Source organism: Burkholderia singularis, assembly GCF_001718875.1.
Lineage (GTDB): Bacteria > Pseudomonadota > Gammaproteobacteria > Burkholderiales > Burkholderiaceae > Burkholderia > Burkholderia singularis.
The window spans coordinates 656299-683134 of record NZ_CP013448.1 but is presented as its reverse complement, the minus strand read 5'-3'; the positions used below and the strand labels follow the sequence as shown (position 1 = coordinate 683134).

27 protein-coding genes, 1 tRNA gene and 1 pseudogene are annotated in these 26836 nt (G+C 61.8%); 9 read left to right on the top strand and 20 right to left on the bottom strand.

Features of this window, described 5'->3' with window-relative positions; translation table 11 throughout:
* Window positions 1–62: 62 nt before the first annotated feature.
* The 3 genes and pseudogenes from AQ611_RS03180 to AQ611_RS03175 form a co-directional block, all read right to left on the bottom strand.
* Window positions 63–1598, bottom strand: coding sequence for a catalase (locus tag AQ611_RS03180; RefSeq protein WP_069233695.1), 1536 nt, complete (start codon window positions 1596–1598; stop codon window positions 63–65).
* A 203-nt stretch (window positions 1599–1801) separates the two neighbouring features.
* A pseudogene (locus AQ611_RS25325) lies at window positions 1802–1996 on the bottom strand (cellulase); the annotation flags it as partial.
* Between the two features lie 163 nt (window positions 1997–2159).
* Complete coding sequence (locus AQ611_RS03175) at window positions 2160–2666, bottom strand: LEA/WHy family protein (protein WP_059520628.1); 507 nt, start codon at window positions 2664–2666, stop codon at window positions 2160–2162.
* A gap of 605 nt (window positions 2667–3271) precedes the next feature.
* Here AQ611_RS03175 and AQ611_RS03170 point away from each other — a divergent pair.
* From AQ611_RS03170 to AQ611_RS03135, 8 genes are all read left to right on the top strand, one after another.
* The gene (locus AQ611_RS03170; protein ID WP_059520627.1) at window positions 3272–5425 is read left to right on the top strand and encodes a M1 family metallopeptidase; all 2154 of its coding nucleotides are present in this window, start codon (window positions 3272–3274) and stop codon (window positions 5423–5425) included.
* Window positions 5426–5941: 516 nt separating this feature from the next.
* Window positions 5942–6184, top strand: a complete 243-nt coding sequence (locus AQ611_RS03165) for a hypothetical protein (protein WP_069233694.1) — start codon at window positions 5942–5944, stop codon at window positions 6182–6184.
* Between the two features lie 43 nt (window positions 6185–6227).
* Window positions 6228–6470: a hypothetical protein gene (locus AQ611_RS03160; RefSeq protein WP_069233693.1), complete on the top strand. Its 243-nt coding sequence runs from the start codon at window positions 6228–6230 to the stop codon at window positions 6468–6470.
* 665 nt (window positions 6471–7135) lie between these two features.
* A complete protein-coding gene (locus AQ611_RS03155) occupies window positions 7136–8407 on the top strand; it encodes an HlyD family secretion protein (protein WP_069233692.1) in 1272 nt (423 codons plus the stop codon).
* A gap of 14 nt (window positions 8408–8421) precedes the next feature.
* Window positions 8422–10770 (top strand): peptidase domain-containing ABC transporter, encoded by a 2349-nt coding sequence (locus tag AQ611_RS03150; protein WP_069233691.1) that lies wholly within the window; start codon window positions 8422–8424, stop codon window positions 10768–10770.
* The gene (locus AQ611_RS03145) at window positions 10767–12218 is read left to right on the top strand and encodes a TolC family protein (RefSeq protein ID WP_425248302.1); all 1452 of its coding nucleotides are present in this window, start codon (window positions 10767–10769) and stop codon (window positions 12216–12218) included. The genes AQ611_RS03150 and AQ611_RS03145 overlap by 4 nt, the downstream gene beginning before the upstream one ends.
* Before the next feature lie 831 nt (window positions 12219–13049).
* Window positions 13050–13598, top strand: a complete 549-nt coding sequence (locus AQ611_RS03140; protein WP_083237211.1) for a hypothetical protein — start codon at window positions 13050–13052, stop codon at window positions 13596–13598.
* Between the two features lie 10 nt (window positions 13599–13608).
* The gene (locus tag AQ611_RS03135) at window positions 13609–14016 is read left to right on the top strand and encodes a hypothetical protein (RefSeq protein ID WP_069233688.1); all 408 of its coding nucleotides are present in this window, start codon (window positions 13609–13611) and stop codon (window positions 14014–14016) included.
* A gap of 402 nt (window positions 14017–14418) precedes the next feature.
* On the opposite strand, the gene AQ611_RS03125 is transcribed toward AQ611_RS03135, so the two are convergent.
* The 7 genes from AQ611_RS03125 to AQ611_RS03095 form a co-directional block, all read right to left on the bottom strand.
* Window positions 14419–14494 (bottom strand) — tRNA-Thr (locus tag AQ611_RS03125).
* An 18-nt stretch (window positions 14495–14512) separates the two neighbouring features.
* A complete protein-coding gene (locus tag AQ611_RS03120; RefSeq protein WP_059512446.1) occupies window positions 14513–15043 on the bottom strand; it encodes a ClpXP protease specificity-enhancing factor in 531 nt (176 codons plus the stop codon).
* A 63-nt stretch (window positions 15044–15106) separates the two neighbouring features.
* Entirely contained in the window at window positions 15107–15718 is a 612-nt protein-coding gene (locus AQ611_RS03115) for a glutathione S-transferase N-terminal domain-containing protein (protein ID WP_027797364.1), read from the bottom strand.
* An 87-nt stretch (window positions 15719–15805) separates the two neighbouring features.
* The gene (locus AQ611_RS03110; RefSeq protein ID WP_069233686.1) at window positions 15806–16564 is read right to left on the bottom strand and encodes a cytochrome c1; all 759 of its coding nucleotides are present in this window, start codon (window positions 16562–16564) and stop codon (window positions 15806–15808) included.
* A gap of 24 nt (window positions 16565–16588) precedes the next feature.
* Window positions 16589–17971 (bottom strand): cytochrome b, encoded by a 1383-nt coding sequence (locus tag AQ611_RS03105; RefSeq protein ID WP_059512376.1) that lies wholly within the window; start codon window positions 17969–17971, stop codon window positions 16589–16591.
* A complete protein-coding gene (petA, locus tag AQ611_RS03100) occupies window positions 17972–18592 on the bottom strand; it encodes a ubiquinol-cytochrome c reductase iron-sulfur subunit (RefSeq protein ID WP_059512377.1) in 621 nt (206 codons plus the stop codon).
* A 218-nt stretch (window positions 18593–18810) separates the two neighbouring features.
* Window positions 18811–19557 (bottom strand): Nif3-like dinuclear metal center hexameric protein, encoded by a 747-nt coding sequence (locus AQ611_RS03095; protein ID WP_059512378.1) that lies wholly within the window; start codon window positions 19555–19557, stop codon window positions 18811–18813.
* 21 nt (window positions 19558–19578) lie between these two features.
* Between AQ611_RS03095 and AQ611_RS03090 the strand changes: the two genes are divergently transcribed.
* Window positions 19579–20784, top strand: a complete 1206-nt coding sequence (locus AQ611_RS03090) for a Do family serine endopeptidase (protein WP_059512379.1) — start codon at window positions 19579–19581, stop codon at window positions 20782–20784.
* Window positions 20785–20951: 167 nt separating this feature from the next.
* Here AQ611_RS03090 and tatC read toward each other — a convergent pair whose 3' ends face one another.
* The 10 genes from tatC to hisH all read right to left on the bottom strand — a co-directional run bounded on the left by tatC (window position 20952) and on the right by hisH (window position 26727).
* Window positions 20952–21737, bottom strand: a complete 786-nt coding sequence (gene tatC, locus AQ611_RS03085; protein ID WP_069233685.1) for a twin-arginine translocase subunit TatC — start codon at window positions 21735–21737, stop codon at window positions 20952–20954.
* A 38-nt stretch (window positions 21738–21775) separates the two neighbouring features.
* Window positions 21776–22321: a Sec-independent protein translocase protein TatB gene (gene tatB / locus AQ611_RS03080; RefSeq protein WP_069233684.1), complete on the bottom strand. Its 546-nt coding sequence runs from the start codon at window positions 22319–22321 to the stop codon at window positions 21776–21778.
* Between the two features lie 26 nt (window positions 22322–22347).
* Complete coding sequence (gene tatA, locus AQ611_RS03075) at window positions 22348–22581, bottom strand: Sec-independent protein translocase subunit TatA (protein ID WP_059512382.1); 234 nt, start codon at window positions 22579–22581, stop codon at window positions 22348–22350.
* Window positions 22582–22674: 93 nt separating this feature from the next.
* Window positions 22675–23055: a histidine triad nucleotide-binding protein gene (locus tag AQ611_RS03070; protein ID WP_059512383.1), complete on the bottom strand. Its 381-nt coding sequence runs from the start codon at window positions 23053–23055 to the stop codon at window positions 22675–22677.
* A 28-nt stretch (window positions 23056–23083) separates the two neighbouring features.
* A complete protein-coding gene (locus AQ611_RS03065; RefSeq protein ID WP_059512384.1) occupies window positions 23084–23470 on the bottom strand; it encodes a DUF4870 family protein in 387 nt (128 codons plus the stop codon).
* A gap of 54 nt (window positions 23471–23524) precedes the next feature.
* Window positions 23525–23896, bottom strand: coding sequence for a phosphoribosyl-ATP diphosphatase (locus AQ611_RS03060; protein ID WP_059512385.1), 372 nt, complete (start codon window positions 23894–23896; stop codon window positions 23525–23527).
* Window positions 23893–24306, bottom strand: a complete 414-nt coding sequence (gene hisI, locus AQ611_RS03055) for a phosphoribosyl-AMP cyclohydrolase (protein ID WP_059512386.1) — start codon at window positions 24304–24306, stop codon at window positions 23893–23895. The genes AQ611_RS03060 and hisI overlap by 4 nt, the downstream gene beginning before the upstream one ends.
* Window positions 24303–25079, bottom strand: a complete 777-nt coding sequence (gene hisF, locus AQ611_RS03050; RefSeq protein WP_059512447.1) for an imidazole glycerol phosphate synthase subunit HisF — start codon at window positions 25077–25079, stop codon at window positions 24303–24305. The genes hisI and hisF overlap by 4 nt, the downstream gene beginning before the upstream one ends.
* Before the next feature lie 84 nt (window positions 25080–25163).
* A complete protein-coding gene (gene hisA, locus AQ611_RS03045; protein ID WP_059512387.1) occupies window positions 25164–25919 on the bottom strand; it encodes a 1-(5-phosphoribosyl)-5-[(5-phosphoribosylamino)methylideneamino]imidazole-4-carboxamide isomerase in 756 nt (251 codons plus the stop codon).
* 166 nt (window positions 25920–26085) lie between these two features.
* Window positions 26086–26727: an imidazole glycerol phosphate synthase subunit HisH gene (gene hisH / locus AQ611_RS03040; RefSeq protein WP_069233683.1), complete on the bottom strand. Its 642-nt coding sequence runs from the start codon at window positions 26725–26727 to the stop codon at window positions 26086–26088.
* Window positions 26728–26836 lie beyond the last annotated feature (109 nt).

Sequence of the window (26836 nt, the reverse complement as noted above, 5' to 3'; positions counted from 1 at the left end):
TATCGTGGCATGCCCGCGCATCTCGCACGGGCTTATCGGGTTTGAACAGGAAGGAATGCCGATCAATTCTCGACGAGCTTGTCCGCCAACGATTTCACGCGGGACAAGTCCGCATGCGTCGCGCGGGCAAGCCGCGCGCCGTAATCCGCGTCGGCCTTGTAGAAGTACGACAGCATCGTGTACTTGTTCGCTTCGTTGGTCACGCGATTCAGATCGGCCGACAACGCGCTCACCAGATCCTGCTTGTCTTGCACCGACAGCGTCCGGTAGTACTCGCCCGCTTGACGGAAATTGAGCGTCTTGCGAATCGCCGCTTGCTGCGTCGAGCCGGAAAGCGGCGTCTCGACCGGCTTGTAGCGCGGGTTCTGTTCGATCTCATGCAGCGTCGACGGCTCATAGTTCACTTCGCCCTTGCGATCGCCGGCATTCATCGCACCGTCCTGATTGTTGCTGACAACGGGCACGCGCGGACGATTAACCGGTAATTGACTGAAGTTCGCGCCGAGCCGGTACATCTGCGTGTCGGCATACGAAAACAGCCGGCCCTGCAGCATCCGGTCTTCTGACGGCTCGATGCCCGGCACCATCCGCGACGGTGCGAACGCCGATTCCTCGGTCGTCTCGAAGTAGTTGTCCGGCACGCGGTTGAGCGTCAGCGTGCCGATCCTGCGCTCGGGCACACCGGTCCAAACCTTCGTGTCGTCGAGCGCGTCGTAGTCGAACTTGCCGAGATCCTCCGGGTTCAGCACCTGGATATACAAATCCCACTTCGGATAATTGCCGGCCTTCAGCGCGCCATACAAATCGTTCGTCATCAGATTCCAGTCCGCGCCGATCGAGCCGGGAATATCCTGCGGCCGGATGCCGCGAACGCCTTGCAGGCTCTTCCAGTGGAACTTCACGTAATGCACGTTGCCCTGTGCATTGACCAGCTTGAACGCATGCACGCCAAAACCGTCCATATGCCTGTACGAATCGGGCATGCCCTCGTCGGTGTAAAGGCATGTGAGCATGCTCGTCGCTTCTGGCGTATGCGCGAAGAAGTCGAACGCGAGATTCGGGTCCTGCACGCCGGTCACGGCGCTTGGCTTGTTCGCGTGAACGAAGTCGGGAAACTTGATCGCGTCGCGGATAAAGAAGATCGGCCAATTGATGCCGACGAGATCCCAATTGCCCTGCGTCGTATAAAACTTGACGGCAAAGCCGCGCGGATCGCGCGCCTGCTCCGGAGAACCGCGATAGCCCATCACGGTCGAGAAACGCACGAAAACCGGCGTGGTCGTGCCCGGCACGAAGACCTTGGCAAGCGTCAGATCGCTGATGTCCGCGCTCGACACGAATTCACCGAAAGCGCCGGTGCCGCGTGCATGCACGACGCGCTCGGGAATGCGTTCGCGATCGAAGCGTTGAAGCTTCTCGATCAAATGCGAATCCTGCAACAGCGTCGGGCCGCTTGGCCCGGCAGTCTGCGAATTCTGGTTGTCACCGACCGGCGAACCGTTGTCGCGCGTGAGATTCTCGGCATGCGCCGAGTACGAGAGCGCGACGCACAGCGCGGCGACCACGCTCTTGAGCGTTCGATGAACAGGAACAGACATTGTTGGAACTCCTTGACGACAGTCATCGGTAATGGCCGTGCCATTACACGTGATTGGTCGATGGGATTCCAATTGATATTCGATATGCAGCCGATAGCGACCCCGCATGCGGCGAGGCGCCGATCATTCGGCCCGGGCGCGGAGTGAACGGCCGGCGCGGGTTTGCAAGCGCTCAAGCGCTCTTGCTTCGGCTGTACGATCCGTCATCTGCCTTGCGCGTTGAACCAGCCCGGCCCGACCGGCGCGTAGCCTGGTGTTGAGGCGGCAGCCGCAGCCGCCGCTTCGCCGGCATTGGGCCATGCCGGATAGTAGGGGCTCGACGGCGATTGATAGGTGCCGGCGATCTTTGATGCGCCGGGCGTACCGGTCATTACCGTCGCAGTTATGAATAGAAATCCTATTTAATGATCCAGCAACGACAACGCACCGGCGAATGCGTCAGCGCAAGGTTACCCCGTGTCACCCCCCGGCTCCCCAAGCTGGCGCAGCCGCACCGATCGGCTTTCTCGATAAACGCGCGCGTATCCCGCTTCCCGCATCGAAAGCGGCAGTAACACTGCGTCAATAGTTCCGAATCGGCGTGGATGGCGAGGCCGGCAAACTCAACGTGCCCGAATCGGTAAAGCGCGCGCCGCCGAATACACCCGCCGCGAGCTTACCGCGCAGCACATAGGGCAGTTTGCCCGCGGACGTCACATCCGGTAGCCCAAACGCCTGCCGTGCCACGGAAAACGCCGATACCGTGACGGGTACGCTCAGCACCTGCTCGCCGAAGCGCGGCACCGTGCCCTGCGCATCGCTCACTCCGCTTGCGAACGGCTTGCCGTTCAGCTCGAGATCGAGCGCGACGCCATCGTAGTCGATCGGCGCATCGTTCGGATTTTGTACGCGCAGCTTCAAGTTGAAACGCATTTCAAGCCCCTGTCCGGCGAGCGGCTCGATGCCGACGACATTCACGCGCACCGGATCGCGCATCGTCAGCGCGGCACAGCCTCCGAGCGTGAGCAGCACCGTAAGTATGGCGAACAGTTGACCGGCAACCCGGCGGGAACGACTCAGTGCGCGCATCGGCGAAGAACCTCGATAGCAGTCCATAGGAGCGTGCATTGTACCGACCCGGGTTGGAGCGAAGCAGCCGCCATGCGCGGCAGCATCTCAATTCGAGACCGGCATGCCACGCGCCCGGATCGATGCCCGGCTCACGTCGATCTCCAGCCGAAAATGCTTATTAAAAATCAATAAGAATGAATGATGCCGATGATGAAATTGGTGGAAGGAATCGGGTCGTCCCATCTCATCAAATTTTTTTTGATTCCTTTACGTATAGCCATCAAGTATATTGGATCATCTTTCGATTCGCCTGACGCACCCTAACGATGCTGGACGAATCCGTCGCCTCGCGACACGGCGCGGGACGGGCTTCCTCCAGGCCACCCATGGGTTGGCGGGCAACGAGAGCCGCCGGCGCGTCCCTCACATCGCGACCGGCCACCTTTCACAAACCAGAATCAAAAGGGGGCAATAAACGATGAGCTTCTTCACGTAAACAATCCGAAATCGTTTCGAATATCACTGACGTCATTCGTTTCACCGTCGCTCGACGGTGAAGGCGGATTATTGTCTGTCGAATTCGCACAAGACTGAACCGCTGTCTTCTAATTCGAGGCATTACTATGTGGATAAACGATCGTAGATTTCGGTATCTACCGCTGCTTGGCGCGCTCGCGCTGACAGCCTGCGGCGGCGACGACGGCAGCTCAGGCTCCGCCGTGTCGTTCGGTGCTGCACACAGCCCGTCGAGCAATTCGACGAACAACGCGAACAACGCGGCGCCCGCGGCAGCCGCCGACAAGAGCACCAAACCCGTCGAAATGCCCGACACCGTCGTACCCGTCAACTACAAGCTATGGTTCCGTCCGAACGCGGATCTGAACCAGTTCGACGGGCGCGCGGATGTCGAGATCAAGGTGCTCAAGCCCGTCAATGCCATCGTCGTGGCCGGCCATCGGATCAAGTTCTCAAACGGCAGAACGACGCTGCAGCCCGGCAATGTGCAACTCATCGCCACGCCGCAGGACAAGGGGGATTTCTACCAGCTCCGCCCGGTGAGCGGCCAGATCGCACCGGGCAACTATTCGCTGCATATGGAGTGGCAGGGGATCATCAACTTCAAGTCTTACGACGACCCCGTCAATCACACGGGCGGCAGCTGCGGCAACGATCCGTATCCGGGTTGTTCAGCCGCCGAAGGCGTCTTCCGCGTCGACCTGAAGGGCACCGACGGCTCGACGAGCGGCGCAATCCTCACGCAAGGCGAAACCAATCTGTCGCGCCAATGGTTCCCCGGCTGGGACGAACCCGCGTTCCGCCCGACCTATGAAGTAACGGCCGAAGTCCCGCAGGCATGGCGCGTCGTATCGAACGCGGCCGAAAAGCCTTCGGTAAATGTCGGCAGCGGCTACAAGCTGGTGTCGTTCGAGAAGACGCCACCGATGCCGTCGTATCTGCTGTTCTTCGGCGGCGGCCAGTTCGACGTACTCGAAGACGATTTCACGAGCCCGTTGCCCGACAGCCGCGGCCTGCACCTGCGCATCTTCACGCCCCCCGGCATGAGCGAATGGGCACGCCCCGCGATGCAACGCACGAAGCAGGCGCTCGATTATTACTATCGCTACACCGGCATCCCGCTGCCGCTCACGAAGTTCGACACGGTCGCCGCAAACGATGCATTCAAGGCCGAGAAGAATTTGAACTTCGGCGGCATGGAGAACTGGGGAGCCATTCTCGAGTTTGCGGACGACATCCTGCCCGAACCGGGCAAGCCGATGTCGGACTATGGCGACACGGTGCTCACGCACGAAGTCGCGCACCAATGGTTCGGCGATCTCGTGACGACCGACTGGTGGGACGATGTTTGGCTGAACGAATCTTTTGCGAAGTTCTTCGAAACGAAGACGTCGATCCAGTTCTATCCGGACAAGTTCAACTGGCTCAAGGTGATCGATCGGAAGTATCGCGTAATCAATAAGGACATCGGACCGGACGCGTTCCCGGTTCAGCCGAACTTCAACGGCTGGGCGTCGAACGATTTCGTGCTGAGCGCGAGTTCGTTTACCTACTACAAGGGCAGTTACGTGCTGAAGATGCTCGAGGGCTACCTCGGTGAACAAACGTTGCGCAAAGGGCTTCAGCAATACCTGAACGCATACGCATTCGGCAACGGTACACCCAAACGCCTGTGGGACGCATTGTCCGCCGCGAGCGGCCAGCAGATCGGGCCGATCGGCGACAGCTTCGTGCGCCAGACGGGCATTCCGCTGCTGTCGCTCGACACGCAATGCGATCTGACGAAGAACCAGAACGTCGTGACGCTCAAACAGGCGCCGTTCCCGAATAAGAACCAGTACCCCGGTTCGCAGTGGACGGTGCCCGTCACGCTGGCATACGGCAACGGCCTGACCAACCGCAAGACGCTCGTGCTGAAGGACACGCAAACGCAAATCCGCGTTGACGGCTGCTCGGCCGTGGTGGCGAACCCAAGCGGGCTCGATTACTACGTGACGAACTACAGCGACGCCGCGTGGAGCGCGCTCCTTACGCAGATCAACAGCTCCAGCGATCCGGTGCTGCTCGCGAACCTGAAAGCCGAGGCGGGTCTGCTCGTCAATTCGAACCTCGCACCTGCGTCGCGTCAGACGAGCATCTCGTCAGTTGCGTCGCCGGCCGCGATCAAGCTGCGGCAGACGCCGAACGTCGATACGGCGTTCGAAGGGCCGGTGTTGCGCTACCAAGGCAAATTCACGCCGCGGCGGCAACGCACCGAATAAATCGCTCGCCGATCATTCGTAGCAGCAGCGCGGCACAGCGCGCGAAACGGGCCTCCAGTCGGAGGCCCGTTTTTTATTATCTGTAGCGCCGGAAGATCGCTGTCTCATAAAAAAGAGAAGCACTGCGTCGTGACATCTGAATGACACGACTGTCATTTTTATCGGACACCTACACATTTTCTTAATATTCCTCAAGTGCTATCCACCCATTCTTTTATCTTTCTCACTTTCTTTTGAAATTGTTTAACACAACATATTCCTTTGAAGCTGCGCGCCATCTCACTTTAATGATGAGTACGCTACCGAACTTTTCGTTGCATGCCGACCTTTGATAATGCGCAGCAAGACGATTCCATTGGTAACGAGTTGTCTTTGGTTGGATCACGCCGTAGCGCACGCGATTGCTTGCGCTTACGACGCGATCTTGAAATTGATTCGATTTGTCGCGTTTCATTCACCAAGCGCGCAGGTCTACCCCGCCAGAGGGGCCATCTGGCAATTACTAGGAGAAGGGCAATGCAAGAACTCACTCTGCAAGAGATCGATCTGGTTGGTGGTGCTCAAACTGGTGGCGGCCTGATCGGCGGCCTCACGGGCCTGATCGGCGTCTATGGCAAGGGCCTGTACGACCTCGGCGCAGGGATCACGGACACGCTGGCTGGCGGCATCATCGGCGCGGTCCAGATCGTCACCGACCTGCCGGGCCAAGTGATTGGCGGCATCGTCAACGGCATCGCCACTGGCGTGGCCAACGGCTAAGCCATTTAACATTCGTTAAGAATATCTTTTTAGGAAGACTATCATGCAAGAACTCAATCAACAAGAAATCGCAATGGTTGGTGGTGCTAACCTCGTGGGTGGCCTGTTGACCGGCGTTGTTCTGGCTGCGCAAAACACCATCAGCGCGGTTGGCGGCGCCGCTTACAACTTCGGCCAGAACCTGACGGATACGGCAGGCCTCCTCCTGACCGGCGCAACCAACGTCATCGCTGGCGTTGCCACGGACACGATCGGCGTGATCGCTGGCGTGCTGACCGGCAACTAATTGCCAGTCAAGGCACGACTTACCAGGCGCTGACGGCAATCTGCCAGCCGCGCCTGAACGAGTCGGACCAAACGCGTGCCCGGCCTTAGCGCCGGGCACGCGTTTTTATTTTCATCGTCAGCCGCGCAACGCCGCCTCTGGCAAGTGCTCGAGCGACCTCCAACTGCCGGCACAATCTCGACGTCTCCGGTTTCTCTGCCCGCGCGAGCCGTGTGCAACGTCTCATTCGATTGCCTACCGATTCGATCGTTAAATAGAGGAAAACTCATCAAATATGGTTAAAACGTAGGCCGACGCGCTTTCCTCTTTCGCCGCACTCCGATAAGTTTCGGGATAGCTGCTGCGCGATCTCGAGCGGTGCCTGTCCGGGATGGCGAATGCTACCGCGCTCATCGCGTCCTCATGGCGCAACATCGCTCGGACATCGGACGCCGCATCGTCATCATGTCGTTTGTCAAAACATCGACTCGACACCTACGTTAATCGGATATGCAAAAATTTACTCGAGCGGAATCGGGGTCATGCAATATGACGCTTTATTGCAGATACAACCCGCATCGAGCCACGGCAATCATCGAACAGTTCGCTACGCTTGCGACACGGCGCTCGAACGCCACGCTCGCAACCAACGTCACGCTTAATAAGCTAATTTCGGCTGTCCATTCATGACGCCCAACACACCCCTCTTCCGAACGGCCGCGCAAGAAGCCCAACGCACGCAAACGCTGGGCGAGATCGTGCTGATTCGGCCGGTATCGTTCGCGGTCCTGACCACCGCGGCCATCGCCATGGCCCTCGGCGTGATCCTGCTGTTCAGCTTCGGCACCTATACCCGCCGCACCACCGTCGACGGCACCCTCACCCCCGATACCGGCCTCGTCAAGGTCTACACCCAGCAGACCGGCATCGTGCTCAAGAAGAACGTCGTCGAAGGCCAGCACGTCACGCGCGGCCAGGTGCTCTACACCGTCTCCGCCGATCTGCAAAGCGCCGCGGCCGGTGAAACCCAGGCCGCCCTCATCGCCCAGGCCCAGCAGCGCAAGTCTTCCCTCGAGCAGGAACTCGACAAGACCAAGCTCCTTCAGCAAGACGAGCGCAGCACCCTGCAAGCCAAGATCGCCAGCCTGCGCACCGAGCTTGCCGGCATCGACGAGCAGATCGCCGCCCAGCGCACCCGCACCTCGCTTGCCGCCGATGCCGCCCGCCGCTACGACGGCCTGCTCGCCCAGGACTACATCTCCAAGGATCAGGCCCAGCAGCGTCAGGCCGATCTCCTCGACCAGCAGTCCAAGCTCCACAGCCTGCAGCGCGAGCGCGCCGATACCGCCCAGTCGCTCACCGAGGCCCTCAACCAGCTCTCCGGCCTCGCGCTCAAGCAGCAGAACCAGCTCGCCCAGATCGACCGCAGCGTCATCGACGTCGACCAGAGCCTCGTGCAAAGCGAAGCCAAGCGCGAGTTCGTCGTCACCGCCCCCGAGACCGGCACCGCCACCGCCGTCATCGCCGAGCCCGGACAGACCGCCGACACTCAGCATCCGCTGGCCAGCATCGTCCCCGCCGGCGCGCATTGGCAGGCCTATCTGTTCGTCCCCAGTTCCGCGGTCGGCTTCATCCATGTCGGCGACCCCGTGCTCGTGCGCTATCAGGCTTATCCGTACCAGAAGTTCGGCCAGTACGAGGCCCGCGTCGTGTCGATCGCCCACACCGCGCTGTCCGCCGCCGAACTCGCCACCAGCGGCGCACCCGCCGCTCAGGCCTCCAACGGCAGCACTTTCTACCGCATCACCGTCGCGCTCAAGGATCAGCACGTGACCGCTTATGGCAAGGCGCAGCCCCTGCAGGCCGGCATGGCCCTGCAGGCCGACATCCTTCAGGAGCGTCGCCGCCTCTACGAATGGGTGCTCGAACCCCTTTACAGCCTGACCGGCAAACTCTGACCGCGCCCCCCGCCATGTCTCTACTCGATCGTCTTTCGTTCGGCGTCGGCCACAAGCTGCCGATGCTCCTGCAGACCGAGTCCGCCGAGTGCGGCCTCGCCTGCCTGGCGATGGTCGCCGGCTTTCACGGCCACCACGTCGACCTCGCCACCATGCGCAGCCGCTTTCCGGTCTCCCTCAAGGGCGCCGGCCTGGGCCGCGTGATCGACATCGCCCAGCGCCTCGATCTGGGCACCCGCGCACTCAAGCTCGATCTCGATCAGCTCAGCCAGCTGCGCACGCCCTGCATCCTGCACTGGAACTTCAATCACTTCGTCGTGCTCAAGGAAGTCAACGGCAAGAGCGTGACGATCCATGATCCCGCCCAGGGCGTGCGCAAGCTCTCCTTCGACGAGGTCTCGCGCGCCTTCACCGGTGTCGCGCTCGAACTCTGGCCCACCGGCAGCTTCAAGCCGCTCGACGCCAAGCCCTCCGTCAAGCTGCGCTCGCTGCTCGGGCCCGTGGCCGGCCTGTCGCGCTCGCTCGGCCAGATCTTCCTGCTCGCGATCGCCCTCGAGATCTTCACGCTCGTCTCGCCGTTCTTCCTGCAGTGGGTGATCGACGAGGTGATCGTCAGCGCCGATCGCGATCTGCTCACCGTGCTCGCCCTCGGCTTCGGCCTGCTGCTGCTCATGCAGCAGGCCACCAGCGCGATCCGCGCGTGGGCGCTGATGTATTTCGGCACCACGCTGAACGTGCAGTGGCGCGCCAACGTGTTCACGCACCTGCTCAGCCTGCCCGTCAAGTACTTCGAGCGCCGCCATCTGGGCGACGTCGTCTCGCGCTTCGGCTCGATCGACACGATCCAGCAGACCATGACCAGCTCGTTCCTGTCGGCCGTCATCGACGGGCTGATGACCATCGTCACCCTCGCGATGATGTTCGTCTACAGCCGCACGCTCGCCTTCGTCTCGCTCGGCACGATGCTGCTCTACGCGCTGATGCGCTGGCTCTGGTATCGCCCGCTGCGCCTGGCCACCGAGGATCAGATCATTCACACCGCCAAGCAGCAGAGCCACTTCCTCGAGACCGTGCGCGGCGTGAAAACCATCAAGCTGTTCAACCGCCAGAGCGAGCGCCGCTCGAGCTGGCTCACCCTGCTCGTCGAGCAGGTCAACGCCGGGCTGCACGTGCAGAAGCTGCAGTTGCTGTATCAGCAGATCAACGGCTTGCTGTTCGGCATCGAGAACCTGCTGATCATCTGGCTCGGCGCGCGCCTGGTGATGGACGGCCAGTTCACCGTCGGGGTGCTGATGGCGTTCAACGCTTACAAGGGCCAGTTCGACAGCCGCGTCGGCAGCCTGATCGACAAGTTCTTCGAGATCAAGATGCTGCAGCTGCAGGGCGAGCGGCTCGCCGACATCGTGTTCGCGCAGGCCGAGACCGACACCAGCCTGCGCCACGTGCCGGGCGAGGCCGAGAACCTGGAGGCGAGCATCGAGGCCGAGAACCTCACGTTCCAGTATGCGGAGGGCGAGCCGGTCGTGCTCAACGGCGTGTCGCTGAAGATCCCGCCGGGCGAATCGGTGGCGCTGGTCGGGCCGTCGGGATGCGGCAAGACGACGCTGGTGAACGTGCTGCTGGGCATTCTCGAGCCCACCGGCGGCAAGATCAAGATCGGCGGCGTCGACGTCGAGCGCCTGGGCATCGATCGGCTGCGCACGCTGGTGGGCACGGTGCTGCAAGACGACGTGCTGTTCGCCGGCTCGATCGCGGACAACATCAGCTTCTTCGATCCGAACGCCGATCCGAACTGGGTGGCGCAATGCGCGCAACTGGCTGCGGTGCACGCGGATATCGTGGCCATGCCGATGGGCTACAACACGCTGGTCGGCGACATGGGCACGGTGCTCTCGGGCGGGCAGAAGCAGCGGGTGCTGCTGGCCCGCGCGCTGTACAAGCGGCCGAAGATCCTGGTGCTGGACGAGGCGACGAGCCACCTCGATGTGCAGCGCGAGCGGCTGGTCAATGCGGCGGTGAGCGCGCTGAACATGACGCGGCTGATCGTCGCGCACCGGCCCGAGACGATCGCGACCGCGCAGCGCGTGATCATGCTCGATGGCGGCAAGGTCGCGCTCGACCAAAGCACCGCGGCGCTCGCCGAGATGCAGAAGAAGGCCGCGCAGCAGGCTCAAGAGCAGGCGCAGCAGGCCGCCGCCGCGCAAGCGGGGCAGGCGGCCGGGCAGCCCGCGCCGGCGCAACAGCCGGCAGGACAGGCCGGTGCGCCGCAGGCGCAGCCGGCGCCCGCCGCCGCGCAACCGGCCGCCGACCCGCACGCGCCCGCCGAGCCAAACGCGTCGCAACAAACGACGATCGGAAGGTGAGCGTGATGAAGTATTTCCATCCGTTCGCCGCCGCGGCGTGCGCGCTGCTTGTTGCGTCGCACGCCGCGCACGCGCAGTGGCTCGACGTCTACGGCACGAAGAAGCTCACGTCCGCGACGCCCGCCGCGCCGATGCTGAAGAACGCCGCGTGCCAGCCCGAGTTGGCGAACCATCCGATCGAACTCGAGGACGCGGTCCTGCAGGCCATCTGCGCGAATCCGAAAGCCCGGCAGGCATGGGCGAACGCACGCGCGCAGGCCGCGCAGATCGGCGTGGCCAAGGCCGCTTATCTGCCGACGATCAATGCCACCGGCGGGTATGAGCGCGACAAAGTCACGCCTACATATGGTGTGATTGGCACCGGCCTTTCCGCCTCGCAAACGCAGAGTACGAACAGCAAATACGGCATGCTCAATCTAAGCTGGGTGCTGTTCGACTTCGGCAAGCGCAGCGCGCAATTGCGCCAGGCGCGGGATCTGCTCGCCGCGGCCAACGCCACCCAGGACGACACGCTGCAGACCATCCTCTTCAGCGTCGCGCAGGCGTACTACGACGTACGCAGCAAGCAGGCCGCGGTCGATGCCGCGCGCGAAACCGAGCAGGCCGCCAAGGAGAGCCTGGCCGAAGCGAAGGCCAAGCACGACGCCGGCGCCGGCACGCTCGCCGATCAACTGCAGGCGCAAACCAGCTATCGCCGCGCGCTGCTCGAGCGCGTGAATGCCGAAGGCGACGTGTTGAGCGCGATGGGCGCGCTCGCGAACGCGATGGGGCTCGATGCGAATACGCCCCTCACGCTCACCTCTTCCGAGCCCAAACTCGATCATAACGAGTTCGCGCAGAACGTCGCGGATCTGATCGACGAAGCCAAGCGCCGGCATCCGAAGCTGTTGGCCGCCCGCGCGAAATTCGAAGCCGCGCGCGCGAATGTCGATGTGGTGCGCGCACAAGGGCGGCCGACGATTTCGTTGGTGGGCAATCTGTCCCGCAACAATCCGTCGTATCAGCAGCAGCCGCAGCAGTTCGGCACGCAATTGAACTCGAGCCGCAGCAGCTCGATCGGCGTTCAAGTGACGATCCCGTTGTTCGAGGGCTTCGCGTCTGGCTATCGCGTCGCGCAGGCGCAGGCGCAGGCCGATGCGCAGGAAGCCGACATGCAGAACACCGAGCTTGGCGTCTCGCTCGACGTGTGGCAAAGCTATCAAAGCCTGCAGAGCGACACCGCGAATCTCGACAACTCCAAAGAGTTGCTCAGCGACGCGCAGCATTCGCTGCAAATCGCACGCGGCCGCTACAAGGCCGGCGTCGGCACCATCACCGAACTGCTCAACGCCCAAACCGCGCTGGCCGATGCGCAAAAGCAGCGCGTGCAGGCCGTCGCGAAATGGCAGACCTCCCGCCTTCGCTTGGCGCAAAGCCTGGGCAGCCTCGATATGTCGTCTGCTTACTAAAAGCGGCGATTAAGAAAAAAGACGGAGGAGACGATCCGGCCGAACGGAGCGTGCGCATTCGTGCTTGCTCGCATGAATGCGCACGCCGAGTCGGTCAATCAGTTCGCATTGCACCGAATCGATTTGCCACTTTGCTTGCGCTGACGGCCTTTCCCACCATCGCCCCTACGCTCACAACTGCGCGATCGGCGACAAATAACAAGAGAAACGTGTGGCAGCCGCAATAATCATGAAGTATGCCTAACGATATTCGCGTCGGTTCGTTTGCATGATCGAAGAACTCGTTCCGCCTGCTCAACGGGACGCCGGCATATTGAACGCTTCGCCTGCAGCGCCCCACCTTGATCAAGACAGCACGGCCGCCATCTCTTTTTGCTGTTCAATTTGACGACGTCGTAAAAGATACGCGACCGTCTGCAATATGCATTTGTAAACTCATTTCATCGCATTGAAAGACGAACTCCCCGAGTGACGAATCGCGATTGCACGCCTATGTGGCATGCCATACAAAACAATTATTTTTAAACGTGCTCGCATAGCGTTTCTACCTAAAAGGCCGCGCGTTGCTCCTTTACCTTCCGACACATCACAACTATCGTATGGAACTGTCGAAGTCTGATGATTTGTCAAACGGCAAGTGGCGGCCGTCCCGGCCTCTCACGTCCGACGCTTCGCCCTGCTTCAACGCTCCCTTCTAAATAATTAGTTTTACCAATTAATTTGACAACTGCCCCAGCATAGCAAACAGTCATAAACGAATCGACGATCACAAGCGAATCCCTGAGACAAGCAAGCAGCCTCGCTGCAGCCGAATCAGCCGACCTGCGTCAATTGTCCAAGCGCATCGTGGTAGCGCAAGCCTGGGCGAGTGCGTTCCTTCTGTTGTTGTGGCCATTGCTCAACCTCTGGCACCCGACCCAGTTTCGTTGGCATGCGACGGTGCATGCACTATCCGCCGTCGGCATGGTGGTGTTCGGCAGCTATGCGGGCCATCAAGCCATTTACCTGCTGCGCGGTGCTGCATCGCGACTCCCGACGATTCGGCGGCTGATCTTGTGGTGCGTCGGCTTGTCCGCGCTGGTGGTGATCAGCGGCAACTGGGCGTACATGCCCTATCGTGGCGTAGGCGGTGCGCGCCAGCGTCTGCTGGATTCCGCGCCATTCTTCCAGAACGTGGTGATGGAGTTCAAGGAATTCATCTGCCTGCTGCCACTGCCTCTATACATCGGTGCCGCCTTTCTGCTGTACTACTACGGCCAGCAGTCGGCTCGGGATCAGCGTGTCGCTGCGGTGATCGGCGTACTGCTGATCGCCGCTTGGGCATTCCTGATGGCGGGCGCCGTCATGGGGATGTCAATCGCCAAAGTTCAGTTCCTGTAGGACGAAGTCCATGACCACGACCTTAAACAGTACTATCAGCGAACTGCGCCCGACCGGCCCGTTAGTGGCCGCCCTGTTCGCGGTCCCCTGTGCCGAATTCGCGTTATTGCTCGCTGATAAGATCGCAAACCGCTCCAAGGCAATCGAAGCGATCGTATATCAGGCCGGAAAGTGGATTCCCGGTGCGACCGGCACCGGACCGGGCGGCTCCATCGGGCCATACTCCGGCAAGGAAATCATCGCGCTCGCGGCATGGCTGCTTAGCTGGGTGATCCTGCATTCATTCCTCCGGGACACGTCGCCTAATATCACGAAGAGCATCAAGATCTTCCTGATCGCGATGCTGCTGATCACGCTCAATTTCATCGACCCGATCGCAGACGTTACCTTCGCATTCGTGAACTGGATTCCGAAGTAGACGCGTAGATCGATCAATGACGGGGCTGATCGAGCGTCTGCTCGCCTGGCGCAGTTCGAAGGTCGGACATCTCGCCTTACCTGTTGCGAGACGAGGAAGGCTATCCGCTCACGAGGGGCAAGCTGCGTTCGGGCTTCGATAAGGCGCGCGAGCTTGTCGGCATCGACAAGGCGAAATTTCCATTCCGCGATCTTCGCGTGCGCGGCGTCACGCACAGGACGATCGACGAAGGATGGAAGGCCGGACAGCATCTGGCAGGACACAGCGGACTGGATATGATAATGCGGTACGTATGCGGCGCAAGGGCGGTAAAACGGTCCCGCTGACGCGCATTGGAAACGTGAGGGGGTGATTGAAAACGCGAAGGGGTTACGCAAACATCGCGTAACCCCTTGATTTTATTGGTGCCGGCTGCAGGACTCGAACCCGCCACCTGATGATTACAAATCAACTGCTCTACCAGATGAGCTAAGCCGGCAAGACTGACAATTCTACCTCATTTCACGATCTTGAGGCGCGGCCGTCCGCCTTTATTCGCACCGTCACCGTCGGACATCGGCGGATCGCCGGCGCCGTCAGGATCGTCGGCCGCCGGTTCGGCAGCAGCCGACCCCTCCGCCACATCTTCGGCCACATCTTCAGCCACTGCACCGCGCCCGTCACCCTGGCCGCCGTCATCCGCCGCGCTTTCCCCGTCCTCGCCGAACTCCGCCGCGACATCGACCTGGAACGCCATTCCCTGCCCATTCTCGCGCGCATAAATCGCGAGCACATTGGCAACCGGCACCTCGATCTTGTGCGCCTTGCCGGAGAATCGCGCGGTAAATTCGATCCATTCATTGCCCATCTGCAACTGGCTCGTCGCCTCGAAGCTGATGTTCAATACGATCTCGCCGTCGCGCACGAACTGACGCGGCACGCGCGTCGCCTTGTCAACCCGCACCGCGATGTGCGGTGTATAGCCGTTATCCGTGCACCATTCGTACAGCGCGCGCAGCAAATAAGGCTTCGTGGAAATTTCTTGCATCGCCATCCTCGAATGGAAGCGAACAGGCGAGCACCTGCCGTATCCGCCTCCCAGTCACCCAGCTTAACGACGCATGACCTTTTCGGACGGCGTCAGCGCTTCGATATACGCAGGACGGCTGAAGATCCGCTCCGCGTACTTCATCAACGGCGCCGCATTCTTCGACAGCTCGATTCCGTAGTGATCGAGACGCCAAAGCAACGGCGCGATCGCGACGTCGAGCATCGAGAACTCTTCGCCGAGCATGTACTTGTTCTTCAAGAAGATGGGGGCGAGCTGCGTCAGCCGATCGCGGATCGCGAGGCGCGCCTTCTCGTGGTTCTTCTCCGCTGCCTTGCCCTTCTCGTTCTCGAGCGTGCTCACGTGCACGAACAATTCCTTCTCGAAGTTAAGCAGGAACAGGCGCGCGCGCGCGCGTTGAACCGGATCGGCTGGCATCAGTTGCGGATGCGGGAAGCGCTCGTCGATGTACTCGTTGATGATGTTCGATTCGTACAGAATCAGATCCCGCTCGACGAGAATCGGCACCTGTCCGTATGGATTCATCACGGCGATATCTTCCGGCTTGTTGAACAAGTCGACGTCGCGAATCTCGAAATCCATGCCCTTTTCGAACAGCACCAGCCGGCAACGCTGGGAGAACGGACAAGTCGTACCGGAATACAGAACCATCATGTTTGCGTTTCCTCAAAAACCGAAGGCCAGCGCTCGGAAGAGCCGCTGGCTCTTCGTTGCACTGGCCCCACGCCGGTCAAAGCGTGATTACTTGATATCTTTCCAGTAGGCGGCATTGAGCCGCCATGCAAGGAAGGTCAGGACGCCGAGGAACAGCAGTACCCATACGCCGAGGCGCTTGCGGGTCTGTTGCTCGGGCTCGGACATCCAGCTCAGGTACGCGACCAGATCGCCAACGGCGGTGTCGTAATCCACCGGCGACAACGTGCCCGGCGTTACCTGCTGGAATCCGACGAGCTTGCGCACCTTCTCGCCCGTTTCGTCGTCCGTCTTTTCCTCGAATTTCGCAATGCGCTGCCCCTGAAGCTGCCACAACACGTGCGGCATCCCGACATTCGCGAACACCGCGTTGTTCCAGCCGGTCGGCCGCGTATCGTCGCGGTAGAAACTGCGCAGATACGTGTATAGCCAATCGCGGCCGCGTGCACGCGCTTCGACGGACAGATCGGGCGGTGCGACGCCAAGCCAGTTCTTCGCATCGTCCGGCCGCATCGCGACGCTCATCGTGTTGCCGACCTTATCGGTCGTAAACAGCAAATTCGCCTCGATCTCCTTTTGCGAGATGCCGAGATCCGTCAGCCGGTTATAGCGCATCAGGTTTGCACTATGGCAGTTCAGGCAATAGTTCACGAACAATTGCGCGCCATGTTGCAAGGAGACGAGATTCTCCACGTTATCGGGAGCCCGGTCGAGCGGAAATCCGCCTTCGTCGGCCCGCGCGGGCGCACTCGCCAGCAGACATACCGCCACAGTAAACATTGCGAGCGTCAAAAGCAATTTCTTCATACGAATTCTCCTCGCTCGCGACGATCAATGGGGTTTGAACCGCACGCGTTCGGGCGGCTGCTTGAATCTGCCCAGCGGCGTCCAAAACGGCATGCCGAGGAAAAACGCGAAGTAGACGAGCGCGCAAATCTGCGCGATCAGCGTCGCGGCGGGCGAAGGCGGCCGCGTGCCGAGGAACGCAAGCGTCAGGAACGCGGCAACGAAGATCCCGAAAAACACCTTGTGAAAAAACGGCCGGTAGCGGATGGATTTGACCGGGCTCCTGTCGAGCCACGGCAGAAAGAACAGCGTGACGACGGCCGAGCCCATCACGACGACGCCCCAGAACTTCGATTCGGTCGCATACATGAAGACGACGAGCGCGGCAGCGAGCACCGGCAGCGCGATCTTCCACTTGCCGCGCGCGCGAATGAGCGCAAGCACCCCGAGCAGCGCGATGACGATCATCAGCACGATCTTGAACGGATCGGTGGTCGCGCGCAGCATCGCGTAGAACGCGGTGAAGTACCAGACGGGCGCGATTTCGGGCGGTGTCTGCAACGGATTCGCGGGAACGAAATTGTTCGCTTCGAGGAAATAGCCGCCCATCTCCGGCATGAAGAACACGATCAACGCGAACACCATCAGGAACACGCAGACGCCGAAGAAGTCGTGCACCGAGTAGTACGGATGAAACGGAATGCCGTCGAGCGGAATGCCGTTCTCGTCCTTCTTCGCCTTGATCTCGATACCGTCCGGATTGTTCGATCCGACTTCGTGAAGGGCGACCAAGTGCGCGACGACAAGCCCCACGAGCACGAGCGGGATCGCGATCACGTGAAACGCGAAGAAGCGGTTCAGCGTGACGTCGGACACGACGTAATCGCCGCGAATCCACAGCGACAAGTCCGGGCCGACAAACGGAATCGCCGAGAACAGGTTCACGATCACCTGCGCGCCCCAGTACGACATCTGTCCCCACGGCAGCAGATAGCCGAAGAATGCCTCGGCCATCAGGCATAGGAAAATCGCGCAGCCGAAGATCCACACGAGTTCGCGCGGCTTACGGTACGAGCCGTACAAAAGGCCGCGGAACATGTGCAGATAGACGACGACGAAGAACATCGACGCGCCCGTCGAATGCATGTAGCGGATCAGCCAGCCCCAAGGCACCTCGCGCATGATGTACTCGACCGACGCGAACGCGAGCGTCGAGTCGGGCTTGTAGTTCATCGTCAGGAAGATGCCGGTGACGATCTGGTTGACGAGCACGAGCAGCGCGAGCGAGCCGAAGAAGTACCAGACGTTGAAGTTCTTCGGCGCGTAATACTCGGAAACGTGCTTTTTCCAGGTGGAAGTGAGAGGAAAGCGCTGGTCGACCCAGCCTAGCAAGCCTGTCGTGGAGATCTCTTTGTTATCGGTCGCCATTTACGCCTCTCCTTTCTCGTCCTTGCCGATCACGAGCGTGGTGGCCGACGTGAACATGTACGGCGGGACGTCCAGATTCTGCGGCGCCGGCTTGTTCTTGAAGACGCGGCCGGCGAGATCGTACGTCGAGCCATGGCACGGGCATAGGAAGCCGCCCGGCCAATCGTCGGGCAAGTTGGGCTGCGGCCCCGGCGTGAAACGCTGGCTCGGCGTGCAGCCGAGGTGCGTGCACACCGCCATCACGACCAGGATGTTCTTGTGCTCGGCGCGCGACCGGTATTCGTTCGCGCAATACGCGGGCAGCGGCATCGAATACGGGGATTTCGACAGCGGATCGGCGACTTCCTTGTCCGCCTTCGGAACGTCGGCAAGCATCGCGTCGGTGCGGTTCAACACCCAGACCGGCTTGCCGCGCCACGCGACGGTCAGCATCTCGCCGGGCTTCAGCGCGCCGATGTCGACTTCGACCGGCGCGCCGGCCGCCTTCGCCTTGGTGGACGGCGCGAGCGACGCCGCAAAAGGTATGACGGTGGCGACGCCGCCGACGCCGCTTGCCACCGATGTCGCAATCAGCCAGGTCCGGCGACTACTATCGACGTGCTCCTCTTCCTTGTCTCGCATTACACGCCCCAATTCTGAGTTGGATTTTCGTCACGGCATTTCGTACCGCCGCTAGTTTGCTCGAATGGAGTCGTCATTTACAAGAGCCGAATGCGAAATCTCTTCGGACTCGATTATTAATCAAGGGTTTCCCCGAACTATCGGCAAGCACCGCCCGATAAGCCCTTGAGCGTCGCCGCATCCATTTCCATTTAGATGCGGCGCATCAATTTACCGAATTAAACCGGGTTATGAATATCGATAAAAATATGTTCGAGATCGAATCGCTCGGATAAATGGCGGCCGAGCGCCTGAATGCCGAATCGTTCGGTCGCATGGTGCCCTGCGGCAACGAACGCGACGCCGCTTTCCGCCGACGCATGCGTGACGAATTCGGACGCCTCGCCTGTCAGGAACACATCGGCGCCCGCGTCGATCGCCGCGTCGAAATAGCTTTGCGCGCCGCCCGTGCACCACGCGACGCGGCGCAACGGCTGATCCGCATCGCCGAGCACGAGCGGCGTGCGTCCAAGCGTGTTTTCGACCTTCGCCGCGAAATGCTCGAGCGTGACCGGCATTGGCAGCGTCGCCATCCAGCCGAGGTCCTGATCGCCGAAACGGCTGTCGCCGATCAGGCCCAAGCGCTCGCCCAACTGCGCGTTGTTGCCGAGTTCCGGATGCGCGTCGAGCGGCAGGTGGTACCCGAACAGATTCAGGTCGTTCGCAAGCAGGCGCTTCAGGCGCTGCTGTTTGCGCCCGGTGATCTGCGGCGCCTCGTTGCGCCAGAAATAGCCGTGATGGACGAGCACCGCATCGGCGCCCCATTCGAGCGCGCGATCGATAAACGCAAGCGAGGCTGTCACGCCGGTCGCGATCTTTTCAATCTTCCGCCTGCCTTCCACCTGAAGACCGTTGGGGCTGTAATCCTTGAACCGCGACGTTTCGAGGGTATTGTTCAAGTACAATTCAAGTTCGATCCGATCCATATAAACCTCTAATATCTTCAAATGCTTAGACGCTTCTGGCTGTTCTTCGCCCAAGCGGTGACGGTGCTGCTCGCACTGATGTTCATCGTCGCGACGCTCAAGCCGCAGTGGCTGCAACGGCAGGGACAACTCGGCAAGCAACTCGCATCGCCGATCGTCGCGCTGCGGGAAGTGGCGCCCGGCGTGGGCGGCGCGCCTGCGCAAGCGTCGTATGCGGACGCCGCACAGAAGGCGATGCCCGCGGTCGTCAACGTATTTTCCAGCAAGGACGGCACGCTGCCGTCCGATCCCCGCGCGAAGGATCCGCTCTTCCGCTATTTCTTCGGCGACCGCAACGCGCGCAAGCAGCAGGAAGAACCGGCGGCGAACCTGGGATCGGGCGTCATCGTAAGCGCGGAGGGTTACATTCTAACGAACCAGCACGTCGTCGACGGGGCGGACCAGATCGAAGTCGCGCTCGCCGACGGCCGCACCGCCACCGCGAAAGTGATCGGCAGCGATCCGGAGACCGATCTTGCGGTACTGAAGATCAGCACGCCGAACTTGCCGACGATCACGCTCGGCCGCTCGGATCAATCGCGCGTCGGCGACGTCGTGCTGGCAATCGGCAACCCGTTCGGCGTCGGCCAGACGGTGACGATGGGCATCATCAGCGCGCTCGGGCGCAACCATCTCGGCATCAACACGTTCGAAAACTTCATCCAGACCGACGCGGCGATCAATCCGGGCAATTCGGGCGGTGCGCTCGTCGACGTGAACGGCAACCTGCTCGGCATCAACACGGCGATCTACTCGCGCTCGGGAGGCTCGCTCGGCATCGGCTTCGCGATTCCCGTATCGACCGCGCGCAACGTGCTCGAAAGCATCATCACGACGGGTACCGTCACGCGGGGCTGGATCGGCGTCGAGCCGCAGGACGTGACGCCCGAAATCGCCGATTCGTTCAATCTGTCGCAGAAATCGGGGGCGATCGTCGCGGGCGTGCTGCAAGGCGGCCCGGCGGACAAGGCGGGCATCAAGCCGGGCGACATCCTGATGTCGATCGAGAACGAGTCGATCACCGACACGACGAAGCTCTTGAACGTCGTTGCGCAGATCAAGCCGGGCACGCCGACGAAGGTGCATGTGGTGCGCAAGGGCAAGGAGTTCGACGTGACGGTGGTGATCGGCAAGCGACCGCCGCCGCCGAAGCAGGCAATGGACGACCAAGGCGACGAGCAGGAGTAAGGGCGCGCGCAGCGGCGCGGCTGCGCCCGAGCCGACAATTCGACTCCGGGCAGCATCCTGCGGGGCGATCCGGCATCGAACGAGTTGCCTCATGGTTCCAAGCCCGGCCACTGGAACCGCGCGCGGCATGCCGGAGAAGATCCGGCAAGCCGCCACGCGCCGGTCGTTCAACCCGCTGCCGGCGTTCCCTCGTCCTCTTCTTTCGCTTTTGGCGCGCTCACGAACAGGCGCGCGGCGATGATTCCCGCTTCGTAGAGCAGAACGAGCGGCAGCGCGAGCATCAGCTGCGAGAACACGTCAGGCGGCGTAACGACCGCGGCGACGACAAACGCGCCGACAATCACATACGGCCGGATCTCCTTGAGCTTCTTCACGCTCAGCACACCCATGCGCACGAGCAGCACGACGACGACCGGCACTTCGAACGTCACACCGAACGCGACGAACATGCCGAGCACGAAACTCAGATAGTTGTCGATGTCGGTCGACATTTCGGCGCCGAGCGGCGCGTTGTAATGCGCCATCACGCGGAAAATCGTCGGGAACACGACGAAATACGCAAACGCCATCCCGCAAAGGAACAGCACGTAGCTGCTGCCGACGAGCGGCGCGACAAGTTTCTTCTCGTGCTGGTAAAGGCCTGGCGCGACGAACGCCCAGATCTGGTACAGCACGACGGGCAATGCAATCACGAGCGCGACGAGCATCGTCACCTTCATTGGCACGAAGAACGAGCCGGTGACGTCGGTGACGATCATCCTGCCGCCTTTCGGCAAGTTCTCCATCAACGGCCGCGCAAGCAGCCGGAAAATATCGGGCGCCCAATAGACGAGCCCGAGGAACACGACGATCACGGCCGCACCCGCACGGATGATGCGGTCACGCAGTTCGACGAGATGGGAGATGAAGGATTCTTCCGGCGCTTCGTCCGGATTGCGCTGGGGGTCGCTCACACCGGCCCTCGGTTGAAATGACGCACGTGCATCGTCGCTCAGAAAAAGCGCACAGGACGCCGCAGGCTTGCCGGCCGATGCCGCGCGACGCGCGCCGCGCCGGATTGCACTTGAGTGCGACGCATGGTCGCACGCTTATACCAAATGGGGGTTGCAGACTTCTTGACGCGCCAGTTGCGCCGCTTGGCCGGCACGGCGGACGCCAAGCTCCACGACGGATCGGCGAGCGGCGCGCCCGCATCGCCCAGCATGCCGCCGGAACCGCCCGAAACGCCACCGGCCGGCTCGCCCGGCGATACCGCCGATTGCCACGCGGCATTGAGATCGCGCTCATGCTCGCGCAAATTGTCGTGAATCGTATTCTCGACGTTGCGCGCGGCTTGCTCGAAATCGCTCTTCATCGAGCGCAGCGCATCGAGTTCGATCTCACGCGCGACTTCGGACTTCACGTCGTTGATATAGCGCTGCGCGCGCCCGAACAGGGCGCCCGCCGTGCGCGCGACGCGCGGCAGCCGCTCGGGGCCGAGCACGACGAGCGCGACGACGCCGATCAGCGCCATCTTCGAAAGACCGAGATCGAGCATCGCGGCGCCCCGTCAGTTTCGATACGTCACGCCTTGTTCGAGTCCGACGAACGCGCCGCATCCTTCGCGTCGACGTTCACCGAGCCCGAGCGCGGCAATTGCTGCGCGTCCGCCGGCGCGTCGGCATCGCGCATGCCGTCCTTGAAGCCCTTGACCGCACCGCCGAGATCGCTGCCGATATTGCGCAGTTTCTTCGTGCCGAACACCAGCGCGACGATCAGCAATACGATCAGCCAGTGCCAAATACTCAATCCGCCCATGATGAAACTCTCCTAACCGCGCCGGCCTCGCGGCGCCATTTCTCAATCCGGCCAACCCGCGCCGGCTTCGCCCGAACGGCGCACGCTCGCCGCTCAACCCATCCGGCGCCACGGACGCGGCCCGGCCAGAATATGCGCATGCAGATGGTAGACCTCCTGCCCACCGCCCGGCCCGGTGTTGATCACTGTCCGGAAGCCGGTTTCGCCGCTCGCGCCATTGCTGCTCACATAGGCGCAGCCTAGCTGTTCGGCGAGCCTCGCGACGAGGACCAACATTCTACCAAGCAGCGGCGCGTCTTCCGCGGTGACGGACGACAGCGTCGGCACGTGCCGGCGCGGGATCACGAGCACATGCGTGTCGGCCGCGGGCCGGATGTCGCGAAACGCGACGAATTCGTCGTCCTCGTGCACTTTCGTGCTCGGAATGTCGCCCGCTGCGATCTTGCAAAACAGGCAATTCGGATCGTGACTCATCGTGCTCCCTGACGCGCGCTCGCGTGGATCAGAACCAGGCCTGCGGATCGAGCGTCTTGTTGTCGTTCAAAAACAGCCAACCTTTGATGATGCGATACAGCGTCCAAATCCACACCGCGCCCAGCACGATGAAACCGACGCCGACGATCAGCAGCGCGAACCCGATCAAGTAAGCAATCAGCGCGCGCCAGAACGTGCGGATCTGCCATTCGAAATGCGCTTGATACGCGGTGCCGACCGTATCGTCGCGCTTCACGTAGTTGATGATGATCGCGACGATGCCCGTAATACCGCCTGTCAGCCAATGAATCGCATAAAGCAGGTAGAGAATGTGCGTCAATGTACGCAGCGATTGCAGGCGTTCGCTGGAAGCCGCAGTCGAAAGCGACGGCAGCGAATTCGGCGACTCTTGCATGATGCTATTCTCCTTTGATGACAAATTTCACGCGCACGCAATCGCGCACCGCTCTCATCCGCCGTTCGCCTCGCGCTCGCGGCGTTTGCGCAGCGCCTTCTCTTCGATGCCGGACATTCCCTCGCGGCGCTCGAGTTCGGCGAGCACATCGGCGGGACTGAGATCGAAATGAGACAGCGCGACGAGGCAATGAAACCATAGGTCGGCAACTTCGCCGACGAGCGCGGACGGCGCGCCGCCCTGGCGCACGTCCTTCGCGGCGAGCACCACTTCGGTCGCTTCCTCGCCGATTTTCTTCAGCACCGCGTCGTCGCCCTTATGGAAGAGCCGCGACACGTAGGATTGCTCGGGATCGCCGCCCTTGCGGCTGTCGATCACCGCGGCCAGGCGCAGCAGCGTATCGGTGGTCGTCGATTGCGTCGTCATTTGTAGATCTGTTCGGGGTCTTTGAGCACCGGATCGACCGCGATCCATTCGCCGCCGTCGACGGTGCCGTCGAATTTCTGGAAGAAGCACGAGCGCCGGCCGGTATGGCACGCGATACCCGCGACCTGCTCGACCTTCAGCAGCACGACGTCCTCGTCGCAATCGAGCCGCACCTCGTGCACATGCTGCACGTGGCCCGACTCTTCGCCCTTGAACCACAAGCGCTGCCGCGAGCGCGAGAAATACACCGCGCGCTGGGTCTCGACCGTCTTGGCCAGCGCCTCGCGGTTCATCCACGCGAACATCAGCACGTCGCCGGTCGCCGCATCCTGCGCGATCACCGGCACGAGCCCGTTGTCGTCCCAGCGCACCTTGTCGAGCCAGCCGCCCGGCTTGCGTTCGTCACTCATCCCTGCCTCACCGGAATACCGCGCGCGGCCATGAAGCGCTTCGCCTCGCCGACCGTGTGCTCGCCATAATGAAAGATGCTTGCGGCCAGCACGGCATCCGCGTGGCCATCGACGATGCCGTCAGCCAGATGCTCGAGCGAGCCGACGCCGCCCGACGCGATCACGGGCACCGGCACCGCGTCCGATACCGCGCGCGTGAGTGCGAGATCGAAGCCCGCCTTCGTGCCGTCGCGATCCATGCTCGTCAGCAGGATCTCGCCCGCGCCCAGCCCGGCCATCTTGCGCGCCCATTCCACCGCTTCGAGACCGGTTTGCTTGCGGCCGCCGTGCGTGAACACTTCCCAGCGCGGCGGCTCGCCGTCGGCGGACACGCGCTTCGCGTCGATCGCGACGACGATGCACTGCGAGCCGTATTTATCGGCCGCGTCGCGCACGAGTTGAGGGTTCGCGACCGCCGACGAATTCATGCTGACCTTGTCCGCGCCGGCGTTCAAAAGCCGCCGGACGTCCTCGACCGCGCGCACGCCGCCGCCCACCGTGAGCGGGATGAATACCTGCGACGCCACCGCCTCGATGATCGGCAGGATCAGATCGCGGCCGTCCGACGTCGCGGTAATGTCGAGGAACGTGAGTTCGTCGGCGCCTTGCTCGTCGTAGCGACGCGCGATCTCGACGGGATCGCCCGCGTCGCGCAACTCGACGAAATTGACGCCCTTGACGACACGCCCGGCGGTCACGTCGAGACAGGGGATGATGCGTTTAGCTAAAGCCATGATGTTGCGCGGCATGCCGCGAGTAATGCCGGCCGCGCCCGCATGGCCGGCTGGCGAAAAAACGATCGGCGGATCGGGCGTGCGTCAGGCGTCGTCGAGTTCACCGCTCAGTTCGTCCGCGCGTTTTTGCGCGGCGGCGAAATCGAGATCGCCCGAGTAGATCGCGCGGCCGCAAATCACGCCCTCGATGCCTTCGTCCTCCACGCTGCAGAGCTTGTCGATATCGGCGAGGTTGGACAGCCCGCCGCTTGCGATCACCGGAATGCTGACCGCCTGTGCGAGCTTGACGGTCGCGTCGATGTTGATGCCCTGCAGCATCCCGTCGCGGCCGATATCGGTGTACACGATCGACTCGACGCCGTAATCCTCGAACTTCTTCGCAAGATCGACCACTTCGTGACCCGTCAGCTTGCTCCAGCCATCGGTCGCGACCTTGCCGTCCTTCGCGTCGAGGCCGACGATAATGCTGCCCGCGAACGCGCTGCACGCGTCCTGCAAAAAGCCCGGGTCCTTCACCGCCGCCGTGCCGATGATCACGTAGGACAACCCTGCATCCAGATATTTCTCGATCGTCTCGAGGCTGCGGATGCCGCCGCCCAGTTGCACGGGGATCTCGTCGCCGACTTCATCGAGAATCGCCTCGATCGCGTCGAGATTTTTCGGCTTGCCGGCGAATGCGCCGTTCAGATCGACGAGATGCAACCGCCGCGCCCCGAGATTGACCCATTTACGGGCCATCGCCGCGGGATCCTCGGAAAAAATCGTCGCCTGGTCCATATCGCCTTGTTTGAGGCGCACACACTGACCGTCTTTAAGATCGATGGCCGGAATCAGCAGCATAGCAATCGGGTGTTATCAGGGGAAAATGAAGTGATCGAAAGGCGTGCGCCGGCCCATCCGGTGCGATGCCGTGTCGCTAGTTTAGTACAACTCGTTGCGCGCAACTGCCCGGAAAGCCCGTGTGACGGGCGTTTTGCGTAAATTGCGTGTCGCTGCCGCGCCACGGTCACGGGTTCCAATGGACAAAATTCCGGTACAGCCGCAAGCCTGCCTGCGCGCTTTTTTCCGGGTGAAATTGGGTCGCGAAGAGATTGTCGCGCGCCACCGCCGACGTAAACACGCCGCCATAATCGGTTTCGCCCGCAATGTGCGCCGGATCGTCCGTTACGACGTAATAGCTATGCACGAAATAGAAGTAAGTGTCGTCCGGCACGCCGTCCCACAACGGATGCGGCCGCGTCTGGCGCACGCGGTTCCAGCCCATCTGCGGCACCTTGAAGCGCGAGCCGTCGTCCTGCAGCCGGCCGTCAAGCTCGAAGCGCAGCACCTTGCCCGCCATCAGACCGAGGCCCGGCGTATCGCCTTCCGAACTCCAATCGAACAGCATCTGCTCGCCGATGCACACCCCGAGCAGCGGCTTGGTGCGCGCTGCGTCGACCACCGCATCCCTGAGGCCGGACTCGTTCAGGCAGCGCATGCAGTCCGGCATCGCGCCTTGGCCCGGCAGCACGACGCGGTCCGCCGCGCGAATCCCTTCAGGCCGATCGACGATCGCCACGTCGGCGGCCGGCTCCGCTTTCATGAGCGCCTGCGCGACCGAGCGCAGGTTGCCCATCCCATAATCCACAATCGCAATCGAAGTTTTCATGTCAGCTTTGCAAGGGACCGGAGCCGGCGCGGCAGCGCCCGTTCCAGATCGACAAATACTTACCGGGCCGCCCCCGGCGAACAGTCCTGCCCGGCAAGCGGGCCCCATC

Bases quoted from the DNA above. Each gene is read 5' to 3' on its own strand.
- AQ611_RS03180 (WP_069233695.1), bottom strand. From the start codon at position 1,598: ATGTCTGTTCCTGTTCATCGAACGCTCAAGAGCGTGGTCGCCGCGCTG.
- AQ611_RS03175 (WP_059520628.1), bottom strand. From the start codon at position 2,666: ATGCGCGCACTGAGTCGTTCCCGCCGGGTTGCCGGTCAACTGTTCGCC.
- AQ611_RS03170 (WP_059520627.1), top strand. From the start codon at position 3,272: ATGTGGATAAACGATCGTAGATTTCGGTATCTACCGCTGCTTGGCGCG.
- AQ611_RS03165 (WP_069233694.1), top strand. From the start codon at position 5,942: ATGCAAGAACTCACTCTGCAAGAGATCGATCTGGTTGGTGGTGCTCAA.
- AQ611_RS03160 (WP_069233693.1), top strand. From the start codon at position 6,228: ATGCAAGAACTCAATCAACAAGAAATCGCAATGGTTGGTGGTGCTAAC.
- AQ611_RS03155 (WP_069233692.1), top strand. From the start codon at position 7,136: ATGACGCCCAACACACCCCTCTTCCGAACGGCCGCGCAAGAAGCCCAA.
- AQ611_RS03150 (WP_069233691.1), top strand. From the start codon at position 8,422: ATGTCTCTACTCGATCGTCTTTCGTTCGGCGTCGGCCACAAGCTGCCG.
- AQ611_RS03135 (WP_069233688.1), top strand. From the start codon at position 13,609: ATGACCACGACCTTAAACAGTACTATCAGCGAACTGCGCCCGACCGGC.
- AQ611_RS03120 (WP_059512446.1), bottom strand. From the start codon at position 15,043: ATGCAAGAAATTTCCACGAAGCCTTATTTGCTGCGCGCGCTGTACGAA.
- AQ611_RS03115 (WP_027797364.1), bottom strand. From the start codon at position 15,718: ATGATGGTTCTGTATTCCGGTACGACTTGTCCGTTCTCCCAGCGTTGC.
- AQ611_RS03110 (WP_069233686.1), bottom strand. From the start codon at position 16,564: ATGAAGAAATTGCTTTTGACGCTCGCAATGTTTACTGTGGCGGTATGT.
- AQ611_RS03105 (WP_059512376.1), bottom strand. From the start codon at position 17,971: ATGGCGACCGATAACAAAGAGATCTCCACGACAGGCTTGCTAGGCTGG.
- petA (WP_059512377.1), bottom strand. From the start codon at position 18,592: ATGCGAGACAAGGAAGAGGAGCACGTCGATAGTAGTCGCCGGACCTGG.
- AQ611_RS03095 (WP_059512378.1), bottom strand. From the start codon at position 19,557: ATGGATCGGATCGAACTTGAATTGTACTTGAACAATACCCTCGAAACG.
- AQ611_RS03090 (WP_059512379.1), top strand. From the start codon at position 19,579: ATGCTTAGACGCTTCTGGCTGTTCTTCGCCCAAGCGGTGACGGTGCTG.
- tatB (WP_069233684.1), bottom strand. From the start codon at position 22,321: ATGCTCGATCTCGGTCTTTCGAAGATGGCGCTGATCGGCGTCGTCGCG.
- tatA (WP_059512382.1), bottom strand. From the start codon at position 22,581: ATGGGCGGATTGAGTATTTGGCACTGGCTGATCGTATTGCTGATCGTC.
- AQ611_RS03070 (WP_059512383.1), bottom strand. From the start codon at position 23,055: ATGAGTCACGATCCGAATTGCCTGTTTTGCAAGATCGCAGCGGGCGAC.
- AQ611_RS03065 (WP_059512384.1), bottom strand. From the start codon at position 23,470: ATGCAAGAGTCGCCGAATTCGCTGCCGTCGCTTTCGACTGCGGCTTCC.
- AQ611_RS03060 (WP_059512385.1), bottom strand. From the start codon at position 23,896: ATGACGACGCAATCGACGACCACCGATACGCTGCTGCGCCTGGCCGCG.
- hisI (WP_059512386.1), bottom strand. From the start codon at position 24,306: ATGAGTGACGAACGCAAGCCGGGCGGCTGGCTCGACAAGGTGCGCTGG.
- hisF (WP_059512447.1), bottom strand. From the start codon at position 25,079: ATGGCTTTAGCTAAACGCATCATCCCCTGTCTCGACGTGACCGCCGGG.
- hisA (WP_059512387.1), bottom strand. From the start codon at position 25,919: ATGCTGCTGATTCCGGCCATCGATCTTAAAGACGGTCAGTGTGTGCGC.
- hisH (WP_069233683.1), bottom strand. From the start codon at position 26,727: ATGAAAACTTCGATTGCGATTGTGGATTATGGGATGGGCAACCTGCGC.